The 20,512-nt window shown below is 69.7% G+C and carries 18 protein-coding genes and 1 CRISPR repeat array; of the genes, 6 read left to right on the top strand and 12 right to left on the bottom strand.

Features of this window, described 5'->3' with window-relative positions; genetic code table 11:
- Nucleotides 1-3: 3 nt before the first annotated feature.
- Nucleotides 4-1,095 (bottom strand): hypothetical protein, encoded by a 1,092-nt coding sequence (locus QJ852_25790; protein WGX96545.1) that lies wholly within the window; start codon nucleotides 1,093-1,095, stop codon nucleotides 4-6.
- Nucleotides 1,096-1,298: 203 nt separating this feature from the next.
- Here QJ852_25790 and QJ852_25785 point away from each other — a divergent pair, with 203 nt between their 5' ends.
- Nucleotides 1,299-2,240, top strand: coding sequence for a TauD/TfdA family dioxygenase (locus tag QJ852_25785; GenBank protein WGX96544.1), 942 nt, complete (start codon nucleotides 1,299-1,301; stop codon nucleotides 2,238-2,240).
- A 37-nt stretch (nucleotides 2,241-2,277) separates the two neighbouring features.
- The gene (locus QJ852_25780; protein ID WGX96543.1) at nucleotides 2,278-2,778 is read left to right on the top strand and encodes a DUF664 domain-containing protein; all 501 of its coding nucleotides are present in this window, start codon (nucleotides 2,278-2,280) and stop codon (nucleotides 2,776-2,778) included.
- Here QJ852_25780 and QJ852_25775 read toward each other — a convergent pair.
- Nucleotides 2,771-3,190 carry a MarR family winged helix-turn-helix transcriptional regulator gene (locus QJ852_25775; protein WGX96542.1) on the bottom strand — a complete coding sequence of 140 codons (420 nt, stop codon included), beginning with the start codon at nucleotides 3,188-3,190 and terminating at the stop codon, nucleotides 2,771-2,773. The two genes, QJ852_25780 and QJ852_25775, sit on opposite strands and share 8 nt — an antisense overlap.
- 75 nt (nucleotides 3,191-3,265) lie before the next feature.
- Here QJ852_25775 and QJ852_25770 point away from each other — a divergent pair, with 75 nt between their 5' ends.
- Nucleotides 3,266-3,676 (top strand): MarR family transcriptional regulator, encoded by a 411-nt coding sequence (locus tag QJ852_25770; protein WGX96541.1) that lies wholly within the window; start codon nucleotides 3,266-3,268, stop codon nucleotides 3,674-3,676.
- Between the two features lie 9 nt (nucleotides 3,677-3,685).
- Here the strand turns inward: QJ852_25770 and QJ852_25765 are convergent, their stop codons facing one another.
- From QJ852_25765 to QJ852_25725, 9 genes are all read right to left on the bottom strand, one after another.
- Nucleotides 3,686-4,714, bottom strand: coding sequence for a nitronate monooxygenase (locus QJ852_25765; GenBank protein ID WGX96540.1), 1,029 nt, complete (start codon nucleotides 4,712-4,714; stop codon nucleotides 3,686-3,688).
- A gap of 104 nt (nucleotides 4,715-4,818) precedes the next feature.
- Nucleotides 4,819-7,477: direct repeats of the CRISPR family, unit length 37 nt; unit sequence GTTGAGATTCCCACCTCGGCCTACCGCCGAGGTGCAC.
- 123 nt (nucleotides 7,478-7,600) lie between these two features.
- Nucleotides 7,601-7,891: a CRISPR-associated endonuclease Cas2 gene (gene cas2 / locus QJ852_25760; protein WGX96539.1), complete on the bottom strand. Its 291-nt coding sequence runs from the start codon at nucleotides 7,889-7,891 to the stop codon at nucleotides 7,601-7,603.
- The gene (gene cas1, locus QJ852_25755; GenBank protein ID WGX96538.1) at nucleotides 7,888-8,904 is read right to left on the bottom strand and encodes a CRISPR-associated endonuclease Cas1; all 1,017 of its coding nucleotides are present in this window, start codon (nucleotides 8,902-8,904) and stop codon (nucleotides 7,888-7,890) included. Before cas1 ends, cas2 begins: the two co-directional genes overlap by 4 nt.
- Complete coding sequence (cas4, locus tag QJ852_25750; GenBank protein WGX96537.1) at nucleotides 8,901-9,482, bottom strand: CRISPR-associated protein Cas4; 582 nt, start codon at nucleotides 9,480-9,482, stop codon at nucleotides 8,901-8,903. The genes cas1 and cas4 overlap by 4 nt, the downstream gene beginning before the upstream one ends.
- A 2-nt stretch (nucleotides 9,483-9,484) precedes the next feature.
- Nucleotides 9,485-10,360 (bottom strand): type I-C CRISPR-associated protein Cas7/Csd2, encoded by an 876-nt coding sequence (gene cas7c, locus QJ852_25745; protein ID WGX96536.1) that lies wholly within the window; start codon nucleotides 10,358-10,360, stop codon nucleotides 9,485-9,487.
- 1 nt (nucleotide 10,361) lies between these two features.
- Entirely contained in the window at nucleotides 10,362-12,167 is a 1,806-nt protein-coding gene (gene cas8c, locus QJ852_25740; GenBank protein ID WGX96535.1) for a type I-C CRISPR-associated protein Cas8c/Csd1, read from the bottom strand.
- A gap of 5 nt (nucleotides 12,168-12,172) precedes the next feature.
- Entirely contained in the window at nucleotides 12,173-12,868 is a 696-nt protein-coding gene (gene cas5c, locus QJ852_25735; GenBank protein WGX96534.1) for a type I-C CRISPR-associated protein Cas5c, read from the bottom strand.
- 67 nt (nucleotides 12,869-12,935) lie between these two features.
- Entirely contained in the window at nucleotides 12,936-15,302 is a 2,367-nt protein-coding gene (gene cas3 / locus QJ852_25730; protein ID WGX96533.1) for a CRISPR-associated helicase Cas3', read from the bottom strand.
- A 110-nt stretch (nucleotides 15,303-15,412) separates the two neighbouring features.
- Nucleotides 15,413-16,693 carry an MFS transporter gene (locus tag QJ852_25725; GenBank protein ID WGX96532.1) on the bottom strand — a complete coding sequence of 427 codons (1,281 nt, stop codon included), beginning with the start codon at nucleotides 16,691-16,693 and terminating at the stop codon, nucleotides 15,413-15,415.
- A gap of 66 nt (nucleotides 16,694-16,759) precedes the next feature.
- Between QJ852_25725 and QJ852_25720 the strand changes: the two genes are divergently transcribed.
- Entirely contained in the window at nucleotides 16,760-17,059 is a 300-nt protein-coding gene (locus tag QJ852_25720; GenBank protein WGX96531.1) for a DUF1905 domain-containing protein, read from the top strand.
- 11 nt (nucleotides 17,060-17,070) lie between these two features.
- On the opposite strand, the gene QJ852_25715 is transcribed toward QJ852_25720, so the two are convergent.
- The gene (locus tag QJ852_25715) at nucleotides 17,071-18,627 is read right to left on the bottom strand and encodes a hypothetical protein (GenBank protein ID WGX96530.1); all 1,557 of its coding nucleotides are present in this window, start codon (nucleotides 18,625-18,627) and stop codon (nucleotides 17,071-17,073) included.
- 206 nt (nucleotides 18,628-18,833) lie between these two features.
- Between QJ852_25715 and QJ852_25710 the strand changes: the two genes are divergently transcribed.
- Nucleotides 18,834-19,199 (top strand): YciI family protein, encoded by a 366-nt coding sequence (locus QJ852_25710; GenBank protein WGX96529.1) that lies wholly within the window; start codon nucleotides 18,834-18,836, stop codon nucleotides 19,197-19,199.
- The gene (locus QJ852_25705; GenBank protein WGX96528.1) at nucleotides 19,196-20,428 is read left to right on the top strand and encodes a sigma-70 family RNA polymerase sigma factor; all 1,233 of its coding nucleotides are present in this window, start codon (nucleotides 19,196-19,198) and stop codon (nucleotides 20,426-20,428) included. Before QJ852_25710 ends, QJ852_25705 begins: the two co-directional genes overlap by 4 nt.
- Nucleotides 20,429-20,512: the final 84 nt, after the last annotated feature.

The raw sequence follows: 20,512 nt of genomic DNA, 5'->3' as shown, positions 1-20,512 counted from the left end.
TGGTCAGGCGCCGAGCGGGCGTCGACACCCGCCGTCCGCCTCGACGCACCCGAGGGGGTCGTCGAGGACCGGACCGAGGGCGACCGTGCAGGCGCTGATCGCCTGGATGTCGCTGCCGAAGCGGGTGAACGACACCGGGACCGGGTGGTCGAGCGCGCTGTGCGCGTCGTACGCGGCGACGATCGCGTCGAGCAGGCCCGGGTCGCCGGTGAAGGCCTGGCCGACCAGTACGACCCGGTCGGGGGAGAGCATGTCGCGCACCGCCCCGGCCGTCGTACCGAGGATCCGGGCGCGCTCGGCGGCGGACCCGGCCTCGACGGTCGCGGCGAGGCACCCGGTGCGCCCACAGGGGCAGGCGATCCCTGAGCCGGTGGGGAAGTGGGCCAGGCCGGCCGACCGGGTGACGTCGGTCTGCACGCCGCGGTCCACGGCCACCGACCAGCCGAAGGTGTCGCGCGCGTAGAGGTAGAGCGTGAGGCCGGCGGGATCGGGGCTGGTGGTGTCGTGACGGCCGTGTCGGCGGTGCAGGAACTCGGCCGCCGCGACCGCGGAGATGTGGTCGCCGGTGCGGACCGGGAGGCCGGTCAGCTCGTGCAGCTCGGCCTCGCGCTCGGTCGGCACCAGTGCGATCTCCCGCCACGGAGCGACCAGGCCCGCGGCCACCGGGACCCGCCCCGGGTGGGAGCCGAGCAGCGTCGCGGCCGCTCGGCTGAGCTGCTCGAGATCGGGCTCGTCTCCGAGCGGGCGGCGTACCGTCTGCGCGGCGAGGACCCGGCCGGTGAGGTCGCCGAGGGCGACCGTCGCGATCCGCCGGCCGATGTGGACGCCGATGGTGACGTAGCGGTCGGGGTCGATCTCGACGGGGACGCCGGGGCGCCCGGTGACGCCGGCCCGGGCGCGGTCGGGCCGCTCGCGGAGCAGGCCGCGCTCGACCAGCAGCGTGGCCGCGCGGCCGACGGTCGCGATGCTCAACCCGGTCGCGGCGGCGACCTCGTCGCGCGAGGCCCGGCCCACGGCGCGGACCTGCTCCAGCACCTGGGCCGCGGTGGGGCTGAACCGGCCGCGGGACACGGTGATGATCGGTGAGCGTGTCATGCCGTGCCTCCTCGTCCGGGTCGTGTCGAATGGTTTGTCTATCAACCTACTCGACAAACTGTAGATCATGCCGGAGGGCACGGCGCAAACCGATCCCGCGATCCGGGCGGGTTCGGATCACGGTGAGCGGAAGCCTTGTCCGACCCGGGATTCCTCCGCACCGTTGGGCCTCGTCCGATTCCCCGTCACCGAAGGGCCCACTCATGACCATCAGCCTCGACCGCGAGACCGCCGCTGCCCCCGGGACGATCACGGTGAGCAGGCTCGGCAGCCGGATCGGCGCTCGCATCGACGGTGTCCGACTCGGTGGCGACCTCGCACCGGAGACCGTGACCGACATCCGGGCGGCGCTCAACGAGCACAAGGTCGTCTTCTTCCGCGGCCAGGACCACCTCGGCGACGACGCGCAGATCGCCTTCGGTGAGCTGCTCGGCCCGCTCACCACCGCCCACCCGACCGTCAACACCGGCAGCGCGCGCGTGCTCGCCCTCAAGGCCACCAAGGGCATGGCCGCGAACTCCTGGCACACCGACGTCACCTTCGTCGACCGGGTGCCGGCGTTCTCGATCCTGCGCGGCGTGACCATCCCGAAGTACGGCGGCAGCACCGTCTGGGCCAACACGGTCACGGCGTACGCGTCGCTCCCGCCGCAGCTCAAGGCCCTCGTCGACGACCTGTGGGCGGTGCACACCAACGACTACGACTACGCCAACCACTACACCGAGGAGGGCGAGGCCAACTCCCAGTTCAGCCGCGCCGAGTTCGCCTCGACGGTCTACCAGACCCAGCACCCCGTCGTCCGGATCCACCCGGAGACCGGCGAGCGCGCGCTGCTCCTGGGCCACTTCGTGAAGAACTTCGTCGGCTTCAACTCCAAGGAGTCGGCCGCCCTGTTCAACCTGCTCCAGGACCGCGTGACCAAGCTTGAGAACACCGTGCGCTGGGCCTGGCAGGCGGGCGACGTCGCGATCTGGGACAACCGCGCGACCCAGCACTACGCCGTCGCCGACTTCGACACCCAGCTGCGCGAGGTCCGCCGGATCACCGTGCAGGGGCCGGTCCCGGTGTCGATCGACGGCCGCGAGAGCCGGGTCGTGCAGGGCTCGGCCGACGTCTACAACCGGCTCGACGAGCTGATCAGCTGAACGTCGCGGGTCGGCGCCGGGGCGTAGCGTCGGTGGCATGACTCCTGCCGATCTGCTGACCGACGCCTTCTCCCGCGTCCTCGGCGTCGTCGAGTCGGTCCTCGACGGCGCCGACGACGCGCTCCTCCTCCGGCGCCCGGGCCCGGACGCCAACCCGATCGCCTGGCTGGTCTGGCACCTGACCCGGGTGCAGGACGACCACGTCGCCGACGTCGCCGGGACCGGCCAGGTCTGGAGTGACGAGGGGTACGCCGAGCGCTTCGCGCTCCCGCTCGACCCGGGCGACATCGGCTACGGCCACACGGCCGAGCAGGTCGGCCTGGTCCGCGCCCCCGCCGGCCTGCTGCTCGACTACTACCGCGCCACCCACGCCCGGACCCTGGCCTTCGTCGGCGCCGTGGAGCCCGGCGACCTCGACCGGGTCGTCGACACCCGCTGGGACCCGCCCGTCACCCTCGGGGTCCGGCTGGTCAGCGTGGTGGACGACTGTGCACAGCACGCCGGGCAGGCGGCGTACGTGCGGGGGCTGCTCAGCTGAGCTTGGCGAGCAGGGCCAGCAGCGTGCGCCGCTCCGCTGCGGTCAGCGGTGCGAGCACGTCCTCCTGGACGTCGTCGAGGACGCGGTCGAGCTCGACGAGCCGGCGCTCGCCGGCGCGGGTGAGAGTCACGACATTGCGCCGCCGGTCGGCCGGGTCGGGGTCGCGGCGCGCCATCCGCCACGCGACGAGATCGTCGAGGACGGCGACCACGTCGCTCCGGTCGATCCCCGTCGCCCGGCCCAGGTCGGCCTGGCTGCACGGACCGTACTCGGCGAGGGCGGCGAGCAGGCGGTAGTGGTAGCCGCGCACGCCCGCCGCCGCGAACGCCTCGCCGAGCAGGCCCTGGGCGCGCGCATGGGCTCGGCCGAGCGCCCAGGTCGGCCGGCCGGCGACACGTTGCAGCGAGGTCACCCGCGCAGTCTACGGAATGTTGGTAGGGCCAATGATCCGGTATTGTTGGTCGTACCAACGAATCAAGGAGTGCTCATGCCCGTCCGCTTCGGACCCCAGCTCATCGGCCAGACGGAGAAGTCGTTGTCCGCCCTGCTCCTCCGCATCCTCGACGGACGGCTGACCGAGCCCCAGTGGGTCGCGCTCCGGCTCGCCCAGGCGCTCGACGGCGACCTCGCGGACGACGCGGCTCTCGCCGCGGCGGTGGCCGACCGTGCGCGGTTCGCCGATGCATCCGGCCTCGTCGACACTCTCGTGGCCGCCGGCCTGGTCGCCGCCGGTCGGCCCACGCCCCGCGGTCGTGAGCTCGTCGCCGCCGTCCAGGACGAGATCGCCGCGACCACCGCCCCGGTCTGGAAGGGCCTCGACGAGGCGGATGTCGCCGCCGCCGGTCGGGTCCTCGACGAGGTCCTGCGGCGGACCCGGGTCGTGCTGGCCGGCGGCTGAGCGCCCGGCTCAGAGACCCGCGACCAGCTCCCGCACGATCTCGCCCGCCGGCCGCGCCTGCGCGCCGCGCCAACCCGTGCCGGCCCACAGGTGCAGCCGGTGCGGGTCGCCCGCGCGGGCGGCGGCGCGGCGCAGGTCGCGGGTGAGGTGGTGCAGCTCCGGATAGCCGTACGGCGCCGCGGCGTGGTGCCGCTCGACGAACCCGTTGCGTAGCGCCCGGGCGGGCCGTCCGGTGAAGCAGTGGGTGACCACGGTCGTCGTGAACCCGGGATCCGCGAGCGCGTCGCGGTGGGTGGCGCTGGTGCCCGCCTCGGTGGCGCGGAGCAGGAGGGTGCCGACGGCGACGGCCTCGGCGCCCGCAGCCAGCAGCAGGGGTACGGCGCCCGGTCCGTCGACCCCGCCGGCGGCGACGAGCGGCAGTCGGGTCACCGCCGCCACGGCCCGCACGACGTCCGCGGTGTCGGCAGCGCTCGCGGCGGCGGGCACCGGGCGGTGCGGGTCGAAGGTGCCGCTGTGGCCGCCCGCCGCCGGCCCCTGGACGACCAGCCCGTCAACGCCGGCCTCCTCGGCGGCGCGTGCCTCGTCGGGCGTGGTCACCGTCGCCAGCACCCGCGAGCCCGCCGTCCGCAGCGCCGCGATGTCGCCCTGGCGGGGCAGGCCGAAGGTCAGGGAGACGACCGGCACCGGCTCGGCCAGGAGCAGGTCGACCTTCGCCCGCCAGGCGTCGTCGTCGTGCCGCGGCTCTGCCGCCAGGTCCGCGCCCAGCGCATCGGCCTCCGCGCGGATCTCGGCGGCATACGCGCGATAGGCGTCGGGCGCGATCGCGCCCGCCTGGGGCACGAACAGGTTGACCCCGAACGCCTGGCCAGTGGCGCGTGCGGCCGTGAGGTCGGCCGCGAACGCCTCCGCGGAGAGATAGCCCCCCGGCAGGAAGGCGAATCCGCCCGCCTCGCTCACCGCCGTGGCGAGGCCGAGGGTGGAGGGGCCGCCGGCCATGGGCGCCGCGGCGAGGGGGAGGGCGGAGTCGAGCAGGGGCACCTCCCCAGCATGGCCGATCGGCCCCGTACGGCGCACCTGACGGATGGGTCGCTGATGCGGCGATTCCCGACCATCTCGTCGGGCACGACGCGGGGACCGACTGCCGGGACATTCCCACCTCGGCCTACCACCGCGGTGCACCAGCGTCGCCCCGGACAACCTGCTCATGACCAAGTTGAGATTCCCACCTCGGCCTACCGCCGAGGTGCACAGGACTTCTGGATCTTCCCCGGCGCGATCCGCTTGATGTTGAGATTCCCACCTCGGCCTACCGCCGAGGTGCACGACGCCTACGTCGGGCCCGCATCGACCAGCCGATGTTGAGATTCCCACCTCGGCCTACCGCCGAGGTGCACCGGGAGCGTACGCCGCCCAGCGCGCGCCCGGGCCAGTTGAGATTCCCACCTCGGCCTACCGCCGAGGTGCACCTGCGCCAGTTTGAACGCTCCCGCGGCGGCGGCGTTGAGATTCCCACCTCGGCCTACCGCCAAGGTGCACGGTGCTTCCTCCTGGTCGTGGCGTTGGGTCACCACCAGTTGAGATTCCCACCTCGGCCTACCGCCGAGGTGCACACGAGATCACCGCGCCGGCGGAGTTGATCCACTCGTTGAGATTCCCACGTCGGCCTACCGCCGAGGTGCACAGCAGCGACACCGCGACCACGCTCGCGCAGGTTCGCGAGTTGAGATTCCCACCTCGGCCTACCGCCGAGGTGCACTCTTGCACTTGGCGAACTCGTTGCGCTCGGTGGCGATGTTGAGATTCCCACCTCGGCCTACCGCCGAGGTGCACGACTGCGACACGAGCGAGGTCGTGGTGACGGTGAAGTTGAGATTCCCACCTCGGCCTACCGCCGAGGTGCACCCGCGGGTGTGGTGCTCCTCGATCGCCCAGTAGCCGAAGTTGAGATTCCCACCTCGGCCTACCGCCGAGGTGCACACGGCGAGGTCGGGCCGGCAGTCCGGCGTACGGGAATGTTGAGATTCCCACCTCGGCCTACCGCCGAGGTGCACGCAGGAGAGCCTTCCCGATCGCCCGCTGGATGAAGTTGAGATTCCCACCTCGGCCTACCGCCGAGGTGCACCAAGGCGCGCGACGTCGTGCTCAACGCCAACCAGAGGTTGAGATTCCCACCTCGGCCTACCGCCGAGGTGCACGCCCCGACCGCTACCGCACCGCACCCACCACGAAGGAGTTGAGATTCCCACCTCGGCCTACCGCCGAGGTGCACCGGTCTGGTTCGAGATCGAGACCGAGGGCGACGAGTTGAGATTCCCACCTCGGCCTACCGCCGAGGTGCACCGCCACGGTCACCGCGGCCGGGGACCTGGCGGGCAGGTTGAGATTCCCACCTCGGCCTACCGCCGAGGTGCACGATCGATGCCTGCACCTCGACGGCGGGGTGGTCGACGTTGAGATTCCCACCTCGGCCTACCGCCGAGGTGCACTGCGGTCGGCCGGCTTCGGCACAGCGCCAGCAGGTGTTGAGATTCCCACCTCGGCCTACCGCCGAGGTGCACTCGGGTTCACCCCCTCAACCCTCAAGTCCACGAAGTTGAGATTCCCACCTCGGCCTACCGCCGAGGTGCACTGCGGTCGGCCGGCTTCGGCACAGCGCCAGCAGGTGTTGAGATTCCCACCTCGGCCTACCGCCGAGGTGCACGAGCCCGCTGGTGGTCCCCTGCAACGGTCCGGGCAGGGTTGAGATTCCCACCTCGGCCTACCGCCGAGGTGCACGCCAGCCGCTCATCCTCGGCGATCCGGGCCAGCAGGTTGAGATTCCCACCTCGGCCTACCGCCGAGGTGCACGACAGCCTCGCCCGCGAGTGGCGGGGGCAGGCGCAGTTGAGATTCCCACCTCGGCCTACCGCCGAGGTGCACCGCCGGAACTTCGTCCGCAGGAACGACCCCCGGATCGTGTTGAGATTCCCACCTCGGCCTACCGCCGAGGTGCACCGCGACCGCTGGTATCGCGGGCACCGCGGCGCTGGTGTTGAGATTCCCACCTCGGCCTACCGCCGAGGTGCACTGGACCGATCTCGGGTTCCCGCTCGTCGGGGCGTGGTTGAGATTCCCACCTCGGCCTACCGCCGAGGTGCACCACGTCGAGATCGACGCACCCCTGCCCGCCTGCGAGTTGAGATTCCCACCTCGGCCTACCGCCGAGGTGCACCACGGCGCGACCGCTGTCGTCCTCGTGGGCGACTGGTTGAGATTCCCACCTCGGCCTACCGCCGAGGTGCACCGGGCTGTCGATCTTGCCGACCGCGGCGCCGTCGGGGCGGTTGAGATTCCCACCTCGGCCTACCGCCGAGGTGCACCGGAGGGCGTCGTCGCCCTCGGGGCCGTCAGCGACCTTGTTGAGATTCCCACCTCGGCCTACCGCCGAGGTGCACCCAGTCCGACCGGGACACCTTGACCTCGTGGCCGTGGTTGAGATTCCCACCTCGGCCTACCGCCGAGGTGCACCCTCACCGTGGCCCAGAGGAGAAGCACCCTCTGTCACGTTGAGATTCCCACCTCGGCCTACCGCCGAGGTGCACGGCATCAGGCCACCTCGAACGAGCACGTGATGGAGTAGTTGAGATTCCCACCTCGGCCTACCGCCGAGGTGCACCCCGTCGCAGCCACGACAAGCGCAACTACGGGGATGTTGAGATTCCCACCTCGGCCTACCGCCGAGGTGCACCCGCCGGCAGCAGCTGCACCACCCCGATCGCCGCGAGGTTGAGATTCCCACCTCGGCCTACCGCCGAGGTGCACCCCATCTGACCTGCACAACCGGGCTCGGGACGAGGCTACCGATGCATCCAACTGTGACGGAATGAAACTCCTGTGATCCACGGGGTGGGCAGGCCACGGTAAGGGCGGCATCGCCAGCGATTCTCAGAGCGTCCATGCTTGATCGTGCGGGAGGTTCTGCGATTCGCCCAAGCGGATCACCGCATTGAAGTCCTCGGAGTGGATCGGGTACAGCCGAAGGCTGTCCTCCTTAGACTCGATCACCTCTTCGAGCTTGTGGAGGAGCTTCGCGAGATCGGACTTCGAGCAGGTTACCTCGAACACCGAGTACTGAACACGTTGGCCGTAGCCTTCGCAGATCTTCGCGACTCGCCGCAGCCGGCGCTTGCCTGCTACGGTCAAGGTCGAAACGTCGTAGGTGACGACAAGGTTCATCGGACGACCAACTCGTGTGCTGTGTAGGAGCTCCTGCTGCGGAGGCTGTTTGCCAGAAGGTTGGCCTGCAGGATAGGGATTGCCGCGTTGGGCACGAGCATCTGTGCTGATCGGAGCCGTGTCTCTTGCTTTCGATGCTGATGCCAAGCATTCATGACGATCTCGCGGCCGACGTCCGTCAGCGACACAGCGCCGGTGAGGGACGTCTCGAAGTGTTCATCGCGTGGCTGTCTCCGGTTGAACAACGAGACGGTGAGACGATCTGCCTCCGGCCGAAACTCCTCCATCAGGTCGAGTACGAGTGATGGCTGGCCGTCACGATCGCCATGAAGGAATCCGCAGTACGGATCGAGCCCCGCCGCATGAGTCGCGCCGTGGACCGCCAGGCGAGTCATGGAGTAGAGAAACGACAGTACGGCGTTGACCGGGTCGGGAGGCGGGCGACGTTGGCGACCCGGGAAGTCCCCGACCTTCAGCGCCACAGGGAAGCACTCGAAATAGCGCCGGGACGCGGCACCTTCCACCCCGAGCGCTTGGAGCCTCCCGATGTCTGCTAGGGATGCGTGGTCTTGTTGCAGTGCGGCGGCCGCCTGTTGCAGCTGAGTCGCGGCGGTTGCCTCGGCGTCACGAGCCCACTGTTTGAGCGCCCATGCCATCTGTCGGATCTTTCCCGCGACGATCGACCGCGCCAGGGCATCGCGACGGCTCGTGTCGAAGTGGGACTCATACTGCAGGCGTCGAAGGCGCCCGCGCCCACTGGTCGGTCCCTCGATGATCGCCCGTGGCTTCCCGTAGCGACTCAGGATTGCGATTGTCCGGCCATCCTCCGCACATCTTGTCAAGAGGGGCGTTGAGACGTCGATGCCGCTGAGTACCGCAATGGAGTCGATGGCGTTGAGCGGAAGACGTCGTGGCGGGGCCTCATCACGCAGCGCGCGGACAGCGTCGCCGTCGAGCACCAGGCGTGTCCCGGCGGTGTGGACGAAGAGCGTTCTGAGGAAGTACGACGTCATCGCCACTCCGCGCCACGTGGCTGGCAGGCGTTCCGGACGCTGCACGACTGGCAGAGTCGGCTGGCGAAGTTGGGCGGTATCTCCTCTTGAAGTCGGAGACGAGCCTCTTCGACGAGCGACACAACACGCGAACGGTGCTCCTCGGTGCGATAGACGTCGCGCCTCCGCTCCTTGGTGATGTAGAGGGCCACCTCGGGAACCTCCACGTCCAGCATCTCCTCGAGGCAGATCGCCTGCGCCACCACTTGGGCCAACGAAGGAAGGAGGTCGCCGGCGCCCCGCCCTCGCTTGTGCTCGACCGGCAGAAGCCGACCGTCCCGATGCTGCTCGACCGCATCGGCGATCCCGTGGAGCCGCAGCTCATGACTCACCAAGGGCACGCGATGATGCACGACGACGCCTCTTCTTCGGTCTGCTCCACCGGCATCGACTCGCTCGTGCCCAGCCGTTCCCTGGACCGTCAGGTGATTGTCAGCCCACACCCCGTCGGAGAGCAGATAGGCCTGGCGCGGACAGTACGCGTAGTGCTGGATCGCCGAGATGCGCAGCCAGCCACTGTCGGGTTCGCTGGAGGTCACGGCTACACGACGGTCACCAGGGAGATGCCCTTCGGCAGGGCTCCGTCTGCGGGAGGCTCGATCACGTAGTCGCTGGACGACGTGGGCACCTCGGCGTCGGTCACCTTGGTGACGCTCACGGTGTCCAGCAGCTTCCTCGCGGGAGCATCACCCAGCGCATTCGAGTGGCTGAAGACGAACAGGTTGCGTACCGATACGTCCGGCCGCGCAGCGCTCCGGGTGACTTCGAACATGGTGGAGAGCGTGGACCAGAGGACCTCCAAGTCCTCCGGGGTCACCTGGTTGTCCTTGGTGGGCTGGTAGTGGATCCGACAGACGTAGAGCCCGTAGGGGATGACGGACTTGTTGCCCATCTGGGAGGCGTTGTCCTTGTCCGCCTCCTTGGTCGACGCCGTGCGGGTGATGCCGAGATCGATAGGCAGCACGGGATCGAGTGAGCGGGCAAGGCCAACAGTGACGGGACCGGTCACCTTGCCCGCGGACGCGTGGCCTGTGCTCATGACGGCACCGAACATCCGCACGTCGTAGTAGTTCGCGATCATGTACGCCGCGCCCTTGGCGACCGACGCTGCCTTGGGCTTGCCCTTGTCTTGCCCCAGCGCTTCGTAGGCGGCCTCCAGTTGTTCGTTGAGCGAGACACCGCGGCGGATGAAGATCTGGTACCGATCGGCCGGCGTGAGAAGTCCCTGATCGACTTGGAACTGGACGGCGTCGCGCACCTTCCGCTTCAGGCTTGCGTCGGACACGAGCCCATGGCCCGTGTCGAGGTCGGTACGGGGCTTGCCGGCGTTGTCAGGGTCGCCGTTCGGGTTGGAGTCGACGGCCTCGAACAACAGCAGGGCATCGTGCTTGACGGTGGGGTCGGTGTGGGAAGTCATCTCAGTTCTCCTCGGAGGTGGTCTGCTGCTTGTTCTCTTGCGCCCGCTGGAAGTTCGCCTGACGCTGCTGGTAGTAGCCGGCGATCCAGAGGGCCTGCTCCTCGCTCGTCAGCCGACCGGGAGCCGCCCCGCATCTGGCATGGAGATCGTCGACACGCTTGCTGAAGGCGATCTCGGCGTCACGTCGTCCCTTCCTCCGGAGAGCACGAAGGTGCTGTTGTTCCAGGGTTGAGAGCGCGTGATCGACACTTGCCGGGTTCGCTGACGCCCGCTCGAAGTAACGGTCGGTGATCGACGCGTTCACTTCGCCCAATGCCTGGTACTGGAGCGACTCCCGGACGGCGAAGAGGCGCCCGGAGAGATAGGACGGCTCGCTTCTGTCCTCATCGAGATGTGGTGGCAATGGCTTCCCCTTCAGGTGAGAGCGGTTGAGGATGAGGCGGATCAGAGCGAAGCGGGCATGCATGCGTCGCCGTACGACGCCAACAGCTCGCGCGTCGGAGAGCGACAGATAGTGGGTCTCCGCCCGCGCTCGACCGATGGCCCGGGTGAACAGGTTTCGTGGGATCTTCGCCCCGGTCAGCGCGCACGTGATCAGCAGTTCACGGGAGCCCTCTGGCAAGCCCGAGAACAAGCCGTCGGAGGGAACGAAGTCACCGCAGCTCCTAGCCATCTCCGATACGCCAAAATTGGCTCTGCCGGGCACTGGTCCGGCGCTGTCGTCGAACCATGCGACTACGTTCCGGTGGGCTTCCAGCAACGGGAGGTCGATCCACTGACGGATCACGAGCCGAGCCACGTTGCCTGAGAACGTCAGGGCGTAGAAGTGGTCTGCATCCTCGAACTCGCCGATGGGTCTGTGCCCTCTGTCGAGGGCCGTGAGAAATGCGGCGACCTCGCGAGGCTCTGGCGCTTCCAGGGTATTGAAGTCGACCGAACCATCCTCGGTCCACCAGATCGTCGCCTGTGCCTCGTTCCGCCCGCCCCAGCGGTGATCTGGCGAGGCGGCGAGCGTGTTGAAGGCCGAGACGGCACCGGTCGCGCAGTCCGCACAGATCGGCGCCGACCGGAGCCCAGTGCCGCTTGCGCCGCGAGAAGCCGCCGGGAAGTTGACGCTCACCAGGGCCACGTTGGAGGTCGACGTGGCAGGGATGAGCGCCCCGGTCAGGGATTGCGGAAGCGTGTCGACGACTGGCTTGAGCCGGCCGCAGACGAGGCAGATGCGTGGCTCGCCGCGGGATTTGGACGATGTTGCGCGCGCGCTCCAGAAACTCTGAGCGGACGGCTTCGAGTGGATCTGCGATGACGCGCCCACTTGGATCGCGATCGGATCGAGATCCAGACGGCCGATACTGAATGAGTCCAGAGCGGCAATCGCCCTCTCCAGCCCTGGTTCGCCATTGCCGCGCCAACGGAGGAAGACCAGCGCGTCGTCGTCACCGGCCGTTTCCGCGTATTCCCGAAGCAGGGCGTCGAAAGCCGCGCACTTGACGCCTGCCTTCGCGGCCTCCTTCTCCTGCTTGGCAGGATCCTTCTCAGCTTTGGGGCGACCGAGCACATAGCTCGCGTTGTCGCATCCGAGCATGGGCACCGGCTTGACCGTCCGAACGACATTCGGGATCAGGGCGGATCCAGCCACGGCCCGTGACTTTCCGTCAGGCGTCTCGAGGCGCTCGTAGCGCGAGTGCAACTGGCAGCCCTCGCCGTCCGAGTCGATCTGGAGGACGAAGCCGAGGGTCTTCATCGCATAGCCCGCCGGCGTGCGCCCGCCGGCTCCGCCGTATTCGTTCAACGCGCGAAGGAGCATCCTCGTCACCCGACCTCGAGGTCGTGGGCAGCCATCAACCCGATTCGGGGGATGTCCATCGCGCCGTCGACGACCTTCGCCTCGAACCAGTCGTAGGTCTCAGCGCCCGTCCGCTCGTCGTAGACGACGGAGTGGTGCATGACCCCGAGATCCTCGGTCCAGCCGATGGGTGCGGTGTCACTCGCCTCCATCACGTCCGCGTGAAACTCCCGCATCCCCAGAAATGGCGTACGGAAGGACTGTCCACGTTTCACGCGACGCTGGAACTGATCCCTCCACTTGGCCGGGGCCTGTTCTTCGGCCTCGGGGTGTACCCAGACGTTGGCGTGGATGCGGTAGTGGACGTCGCGCAGCATCGTGGTCATCCGCTGCTGCACCGTGTCGTCCACGTCAAGGTAACCCTTGGAGAGGTGATCGCGGGTGATCGCGGAGCCGCTCTCGTTGCGTCGGAAGGTCGTCCACTTGACGGGCGCGAGCACTTCGATCCGCTCGACGACCCAGCGGAACTGGGGCTTCCAGAAGACGGAGGAGAGCAGACCGACCGCTGCTGCCGGCGTGATGATCGGGTAGCTCACCCGTTCGCTGACCAACTCCGGCCTGGTGAAGCAGGCCCAATCGCCGCTGGCCTCGACGGACAGCGGCGGATATCGGAATGACGAAGGAACAGGCAGCGTGTCCCAGTCGTGATGAGGCGTGCTCATTGCGCGACCTTCCAATGTGCTGCCTGAAGGTGACGTGATCCTGATTTCGCGGTGCGACGTGGGCTGATCACCAGATCGTCGCTTCGCTCGTCGTGTCCAGCACCAGACCGCAGTGGTCGTCGTAGTCGCCTCGCCATAAGAGAGGTCCTCCTTCGAGTTGCTCGAACAGGTGGGGTTGGGTGAGTCGCAGCAGACTCGGCGCGGTCGCTGTGAAGGCGCCGAGCAGTCGGCGATCGGCTCGGCTCATGACATAGCCGGGGAGCCGAAGCCGCTCGATGAGCGGAGCGGGCAGTTCCGCGTCGTCGGCGTCGTCGTGATCGGTGACGACCACCGAGGTGCTCCGGTCCTCGATCAGCCGGAAGGCGTCGTTGGTGCGAGCGAACGCGAGATCCTTGCGGTGCTGCGCGATATCGGTCGACACCGTCTTGGCCGACGAGTCGTGATGAAGGCTGTAGAGGTGCCGGTAGTAGTTCTCCATCGACCGGGGGTCGCCGAACACCGCGCGACTCGGGTCATCTGCATTCTTGCGGCCGGCCTGCTCGATGAAGAGCGACTTGGTGATCCGCGCCGCGTCGGCGTACTCACCTGCTGGAAACCGCGCGTCCTCAGGTTGGAACACGACGACACGTCCGGCGCCGACCCCCAGCAGTCCTTCCCGGTTGCAACGCCCGGCGCTCTGGACGACGGAGTCAGCAGGGGCCAGGGCGCGGTAGACGACGGGGAAGTCGATGTCGACGCCTGCCTCGATGAGCTGGGTGGAGACCAAGACGACGGGTGCCTTCTGGTCGAGCAGTCGCCTGGCTGTCTCGAGGACGCTCGCGCGGTGACGGCTGTACATCCGAGTGGAGAGATGCAGTACAGGGACGCCGACATCGACGCGGGAGGCGATGAGGCCATGGAGCCTCTGAGCGTCGGCCGTGGTGTTGACGATCGTCAGGGCCTGACGCTCCGCGGAGACCTCGTCGGCGATCTCCTCCCATGGTTGCTCGGATGCTCGCACGTCGTAGGTCACCCGCTGAGTGATGGCCGGCACGTAGTCGACCGGCATCACGTCGTTCATGGGGAGGTCGCGCCACTCGTCGAACGACCAGAACGCCGGCTGGGTCGCGGAGGCGAGCAAGAACGTGACGCCGTACCGCTCGCTCAGCTCACGCATCATCCGAAGGGTGGCGGGAACCAGCCTCAGCGGAAGCGATTGCACCTCGTCGATCACGATGACCGAGTTGACCAGCCGATGCAGCTTGCGCGTTGCAGAAGGGCGGTTCGAGAAGAGAGACTCCAAGAGTTGAACGGTCGTGGTCACGATGAACTCCGCGTCCCAGTTCGCTGCCGCCAGGCGTCGCCAACCATCGTCTGCGACGCTCTCGTCGAGGATGGCGGAATGGTGCTCGAGCACGACGTCGTCCCCGAGCCCACCCAGGAGATCGCGGTAGACGGCCGCGTTCTGCGTCGTGATCGAGGTGTAGGGAACCGCGACGATCACCCGACGCTTGCCGAAGGACGCGGCGTGGGTCAGCGCGAAGGCCGCCGCCGAGAGCGTTTTTCCGCATCCGGTCGGGGCAGGCAGCCGGTAGATCCCGCCGCTTGTCGCGGTGCTCGCGGTGCTCGCGGCGCCGGCTCGGCGCCCCGCGTCGAAGTACTCCCAACGCAGCCCGCTGAGCTCCGATGCGGGCTTGCCCGGTTGAGGCGTGTAGCGACGGTGATACTCCCGCTCGAAGTGAGATCGGAGTTGCTCGACGCCGCGGACCACGCTGCGATGGGGCACCCCTGACCCGTCGAAGTGTGCCGCCGTGTCGAGGAAGTCGGCATCGACGAGAGTGGAGTGGCAGAGGCGGGTGAAGAGTTCGAGATCCGCGCGTGTGCTGATCCACTCGGGCATCGTCACGTCAGCGGCGAGCTCGCGGAGATCGAGGCTCAACTCGGACTCCATCTTGGCGACGAGCTCGTCCAGGTGCCGGCGGTTCCGGTCGACGAAGCGCAGGATGGGCTGCACCGTCTCGGGATCCGTACGGTCCGGAATGAAGTTGTGATGACCGAAGTTGGCAAGCGCCATGACTTGTGCGGCAGACACGTTGCCGGCATCCAGGAGAAGCGCTGACAGCGCGGCTCCCTCCCACTTGTGAGGATGGCCGAGTCGCCGCCCTCCGTCGACGGCTCGCTGGCGCAGGGCACGCTGCACGTCATCGGTCAGCTTGCCGGCGTCATGGGTGATCCCGAGGAGGCGGCAGATCTCAGCAGCTCGAAAGGCGGCGCCGAAGTCGGCTGCCAGCGTGCCGACGATCCGCGCGTGGTCGGCCCAGAGGTGCCAGGTCGTCGACCCGTTGGGAGGTGTGTGCGCGTAGAGCGCAGGCTCGACACACAGGGGACGAGCCGGGACGGGGGTCGACGGCCCGGCAGTCACCGCGCGGCATCCCTCACCGTCATCGACGCGCATCGACATTGACGCTGTCGTCTGTCGAGCATCGCGACCGATTCGAAGAGCATGGCTGGAAGGTAGACGTCACCCCCGACGAAAACCGGAGAACGGCAGATCCGGCCGCGGAATCAGGCGGATCTTGTCACGCGGTAGCGCACGAACGACGGTACGGCGAGCGCCGCCACGACCACCAGGACGACGACGAGTACGCCGCCACCGGCAGCCGCGGTCGCCGTACCGACCATGGCCGCGGTGGCGCCGTGGGCGACATCGGCGATCCGGGGCCCGCCGGCGACCACGACGATGAAGATGCCCTGCAGCCGGCCACGAACCTCGTCGGCCGCCGCGGTCTGCAGCATCGAGGTGCGGAACGCGGCCGAGGCCATGTCGGCGGCGCCGCCGACGACGAGCATGAGCACCGCGACGACGAGCCAGGCGCGGGCCGGGCCGGGAAGGGAGTCGGCGGCGAAGACGGCCAGCCCGAAGCCGACCATGGCCAGGCCCCACACGACGATGCACCAGACGACCGCCCGGCCCTGGGCGCTGATGCGGGAGACCCAGCCCGAGAACACCCCGCCGAGGACGGCGCCGATGGGGATGCCGGCGAAGAGCAGCGCGAACGCCAGCCCGCCCTCCTCGGGGCCGAGGAAGCTCTCGTGCGCGATCTCGGGGAACAGCGCCCGCGGCATGCCGAAGACCATCGCGATGATGTCGACGACGAACGACATCATCAGCACCGGCTGGCCGCGCAGGTAGGCGATGCCCTCGATCACCGACCGCAGCCCCGGCGTACCCGCCGCGATGCCCTCGACCGGCAGCGCGGGCAGCCGGATCACGGCCCACATCGTCGCGAGCAGGCACACCGCGTCCGCGAGGTAGAGCCACGAGAAGCCGGTGAACGGGATCAGGACGCCGGCGATGAGAGGGCCGCCGATCGCGCCCGCCTGCATGACTGTCATGTTCAGGGAGTTCGCCGCGGGCAGCAGAGCGGGCCCCAGGAGCCGGGGCAGGACGGCGGCCCGGGTCGGCTGGTTGACCGCGAAGAACCCCTGCTGGACGGCGAACAGCCCGAGCAGCAGCCACACGTTCCCGACATCCAGGGCCGCCTGCAGCCAGAACAGCGCGGCGGTGCCGATCAGCCCGCTCGTGGTGATCATCAGGATCGTGCGACGGTCGAAGTGGTCGGCGAGCGCACCGCCCCACAGACCAAACACGACGAGGGGGACCAGACCGAAGACACCGGTGAGCCCGACGTACGCCGACGAGCCGGTGTCGGCGTAGATCTGGGCCGGCACCGCCACCACCGTGAGCTGGGCCCCGACGACGGTAACGATATTGGCGGTCCACAGCCGCCGGAAGTGCGGATCCTGCAACGGCCGGGTGTCGGCCAGCATCCCGCGAAGACTCACCAGAGAAGGCTACGGAGGGAGTCGCGGGGGCGATGAATCGAGCCCGGTGCGACGGTCGACACGTCCATGAGCATCCCGGAGCAGAGCGGCATCGGTCCGCTCGACATCACCTTCACCGAGACCCTCCGTCAGAGCGACGCCAAGGGCGGCTGGACCTATGTGATCTGGCCCGAGTCCGTCGCGCGCTTCGGCACCCGCGGCCGGGTCAAGGTCCGCGGCACCGTCGACGGCGCGCCCTTCGAGACGTCCTTCATGGCGCTCGGCGACGGCACCCACAAGCTGCCCGTCGCCAACGCCCTGCGGGTGGACTCCGGCAAGCACGCCGGCGACACCGTCGAGGTCCACCTCACCGAGCGGCTGGCCTGAGCCCGCCGGCGCTACTGGGCCGGCGGCCAGCAGTACCGGAAGTGCGGGATCTGGTCGAAGTCCGTGCTGTCCCAGCCGTAGCCGGTCACGATGTCTCCGACGGCCTCCACCCCGCGCACCAGTGCGCCCAGCACGCCCCGGTCGAGTGCGCTCTGCCGGTCGACCGGCGCCCGGACCGCCGTGTCGACCGCGAGCCGGGCCTGCAGCACGTCACGCTCGTACGCCGCCCAGCGAGCCCGCCCCGCGGCGTACTGCGGCGCGTCGCGGTAGGCGACCACGATCCGGCTGCCGCCCCGGAACCGCCTGCGGACCTGGCCGTCGGCGGCCGGCTCGCTCTCCGCGCCCGTCGTGGTGACCTGGGCGGTGCCGCCGATGATGTCGCCGACCTGGTCCTGGGTGACCTGGGCGCTGTAGCAGTCCTGCGGCCGGACGCCGACGATCTCCAGGTGGGCCTGCAGCAGCTCCTGCGGCGTGCTCGGCAGGTACGGGAAGGGTGAGGGTACGACGGGTCGCTGGTCGGTGCGCGGCATCACGACCTTGCGGATGGCCAGCCAGTTGAGCACCGTCACCTGGACGTCGGGGGGCGGCACGGCCTGCAGCGGCCGGGCCGCGGCCATCTGCTCCAGAACGCCGTCCGCGGCGCCCGCCGGATGGAGGACGACCACGCCGGTGACGCCGACCAGCACCCGCGGACTCTCACCCTCGTCGCCACCGCCGGTGGCGGCGACGCCCACCCGTCGCGCGATGCCGAGGCACCGATCCGGGCCGAGGTCGGCCCGGCGGAGGTACTCCAGCCCGAGGTCCTCGTCGAGCACCGACGGCTCACCCGGCGACCGCGCCGCCCAGCGCTCGCGGGCGTCGAAGGCGACCTGCGCGGCGGGTGCCGCCGGCGGCAGGCCGGAGGTCGCGGCGTGCGCGACCTCCCACTCGATGATCGCCGCCTTGCGGATGCCGAGTCCACCGGGCAGGTGGTCCGGCACCCGGGCCACGCCGTAGACCAGGTCGGGCCGGCCGGCCAGCCCGGAGCCGCCGAGCCATGCCGCCAGCTCCTCGACCGGGCGCTTGCGACCGGTCGCCACCCGGGTGAGCACGACCGGCGAGCGGTCCGGCGCGAGGTACGGCGTCCGGGCCTCGTCCCGCGCCGCCCGCTCGTGCGCGGCCTGGACCGCGGCGTCCGCGCTGACCGGGGGCGCCGGAGGGACCGGGGCGGTCCGGCCGCGCACGGTCTCGCGCAGCGCCTGTCCGAGTCCGGCCCGGGCCTGGGCGAGTTGGGTCCCGAGGTCGACCGTGGTCAGCGCCTCGCGGTCCGGCATCGGTCCGTACAGGTACGCGCCCGCAGGACCCGACAGCGCCCGCCGGGCCTCCTCGGCCGCGATCGCTTCGTCGACCGACGTCTGCATCCGGGCCATCGCGTCGTCGTACGCCGCCCGCTGCTCGGGTGTCATCGCGGCGAGCTGCTCCTCGCTCAGGTGGCCGCCGCTCGCCATCGCCTCGCGACCGGCGGCGAGTCCCTGCCGGATCGCGTCGGGGCTCAGCGCCCGGCCGATCTGCTTCAGCTTGTCGAACATCACCGCACGCTCGCCGCTGCGGGCCCACGTCGCAACCGTTCGGCACCCGCCTGAGACCGGCGTGAGACGGGACCCCGCCGCGCGGGTCGCGGGAACGCCGATGAAAAAGTCCGTGGCAGGCTGTCGTAGCCAGCGTCCCCCGTTCGTGGAGGGGGTGAGCGGCGGTCATCGGACCGTCCCGCACCGACCGAGACCAGGAGAGATCCATGACGCAGTACCTGCTGTCCGTGCACGGCAACGAGGAGGAGTACGCCGCGGTCCCCGAGGACCAGCTGCCCGAGATGTTCGCCGCGGTCGAGCGCTTCAACGAGCAGTTGCGCACCGACGGCGTCTGGGTGTTCGCCGGAGGCCTGGAGGGCGCCGAGACCGCCACGGTCGTCGACGCCCAGGGCGACGCCCCGGTGTTCACCGACGGTCCCTACCTCGAGACCAAGGAGCACGTGGGCGGCTTCTGGATCATCGAGGTCCCCGACCTCGACGCCGCGTTGAAGTACGCCGCGGCCGGCTCGAGGGCCTGCCAGGGCAAGGTCGAGGTCCGGCCCTTCCAGGCCGAGCCCCCGGCCGAGGCGTGAGCGAGGACCCCAGGTCTGCCGTCGAGCGGATCTTCCGCGACGAGTACGGCCGGCTGATCGCCTCCCTGGTCCGCCGCTTCGGTGACATCGACATCGCCGAGGATGCGGCCGGGGAGGCGCTCGTCGCCGCCCTCGAGAAGTGGCCGCGGGACTGGCCAGAGACAGGTGAGCCGCCCAACCCCGGTGCGTGGCTCACCACCACCGCCGGCAACCGGGCCATCGACCGCCTCCGCCGCGAGAAGCTCCGCGACGGCAAGCACCGGGCCGCCGTCATGATCGAGGACGACACTCCCCACGAGCCGACCGGCGTCATCGAGGACGACCGGCTGCGGCTGATCTTCACCTGCTGCCATCCGTCGCTCGCGCCGGAGGCACGGATCGCGCTCACCCTGCGCCTGCTCGGCGGACTCACGGTCGCCGAGATCGCCAGCGCCTTCCTCGTCCAGGAGACGACGATGGCGCAGCGGATCACCCGCGCCAAGGCCAAGATCAAGGGCGCGCACATCCCCTACCGGGTGCCCGAGGCCGAGGACCTGCCCGCCCGGGTCGGCGCCGTGCTGGCCGTCCTGCTGCTCATCTTCAACGAGGGCTACCTCTCCTCCGGCGACGGCGACCCGGTCCGCGAGGAGCTCACCGGCGAGGCGATCCGGCTCGCTCGGATCCTCCACGAGCTGCTGCCCGCGGACCTGGAGACGACCGGCCTGCTGGCGATGTTGCTGCTCACCGAGGCACGCCGCTCGGTGCGGGTGCGCGGCGGTGAGCTGGTCCCCCTCGACGAGCAGGACCGCGGCGGCTGGGACCGCGCGCTCATCGCCGAGGGGCACACCCTGGTCCGGCAGTGCCTGGCCGCCAACCGGCCCGGCCGCTACCAGATCCTCGCCGCGGTCAACGCCGTCCACACCGACGCGCCGACCGCCACCGCGACCGACTGGTCCCAGGTCGTCGCGCTCTACGACCAGCTCGCCCGACTGGACCCGTCCCCGATCGTGGCCCTCAACCGCGCGGTCGCGGTCGCCGAGATCGACGGGCCCGAGGTCGCGCTCGCGATCGTCGACCGACTGCCGCTCGACGGCTACCACGCCTGGCACGTCACCCGCGCCGAGCTGCTGCGTCGGCTGGGGCGCAGCGCCGACGCGCGCACCCAGTACGACGCCGCGCTGGCGGTCTGCGACAACGTGGCCGAGCGCGCGTACCTCACCCGCCGGCGCGGTCAGCTCGCACCGGGCTGACCACCGGGCTGACCACCGGGCTGACCACCGGCTGACGCCGTCGCGGGGCATCCCGCCGCACGGCCCGGTCCGCCCGTCCCGGAA

This window comes from Nocardioides sp. L-11A (assembly GCA_029961745.1).
GTDB lineage: Bacteria > Actinomycetota > Actinomycetes > Propionibacteriales > Nocardioidaceae > Nocardioides.
This window is presented reverse-complemented; position numbering and strand designations above follow the sequence as displayed.

Coding starts and splice junctions, on each gene's coding strand:
- QJ852_25720 (WGX96531.1), top strand. CDS start 16,760: ATGAGCATCCCGGAGCAGAGCGGCATCGGTCCGCTCGACATCACCTTC.
- cas7c (WGX96536.1), bottom strand. CDS start 10,360: ATGACTTCCCACACCGACCCCACCGTCAAGCACGATGCCCTGCTGTTG.
- cas8c (WGX96535.1), bottom strand. CDS start 12,167: ATGCTCCTTCGCGCGTTGAACGAATACGGCGGAGCCGGCGGGCGCACG.
- QJ852_25785 (WGX96544.1), top strand. CDS start 1,299: ATGACCATCAGCCTCGACCGCGAGACCGCCGCTGCCCCCGGGACGATC.
- QJ852_25790 (WGX96545.1), bottom strand. CDS start 1,095: ATGACACGCTCACCGATCATCACCGTGTCCCGCGGCCGGTTCAGCCCC.
- cas1 (WGX96538.1), bottom strand. CDS start 8,904: ATGACGTCGTACTTCCTCAGAACGCTCTTCGTCCACACCGCCGGGACA.
- QJ852_25715 (WGX96530.1), bottom strand. CDS start 18,627: ATGTTCGACAAGCTGAAGCAGATCGGCCGGGCGCTGAGCCCCGACGCG.
- QJ852_25710 (WGX96529.1), top strand. CDS start 18,834: ATGACGCAGTACCTGCTGTCCGTGCACGGCAACGAGGAGGAGTACGCC.
- cas3 (WGX96533.1), bottom strand. CDS start 15,302: ATGCGCGTCGATGACGGTGAGGGATGCCGCGCGGTGACTGCCGGGCCG.
- cas5c (WGX96534.1), bottom strand. CDS start 12,868: ATGAGCACGCCTCATCACGACTGGGACACGCTGCCTGTTCCTTCGTCA.
- cas2 (WGX96539.1), bottom strand. CDS start 7,891: ATGAACCTTGTCGTCACCTACGACGTTTCGACCTTGACCGTAGCAGGC.
- QJ852_25770 (WGX96541.1), top strand. CDS start 3,266: ATGCCCGTCCGCTTCGGACCCCAGCTCATCGGCCAGACGGAGAAGTCG.
- QJ852_25780 (WGX96543.1), top strand. CDS start 2,278: ATGACTCCTGCCGATCTGCTGACCGACGCCTTCTCCCGCGTCCTCGGC.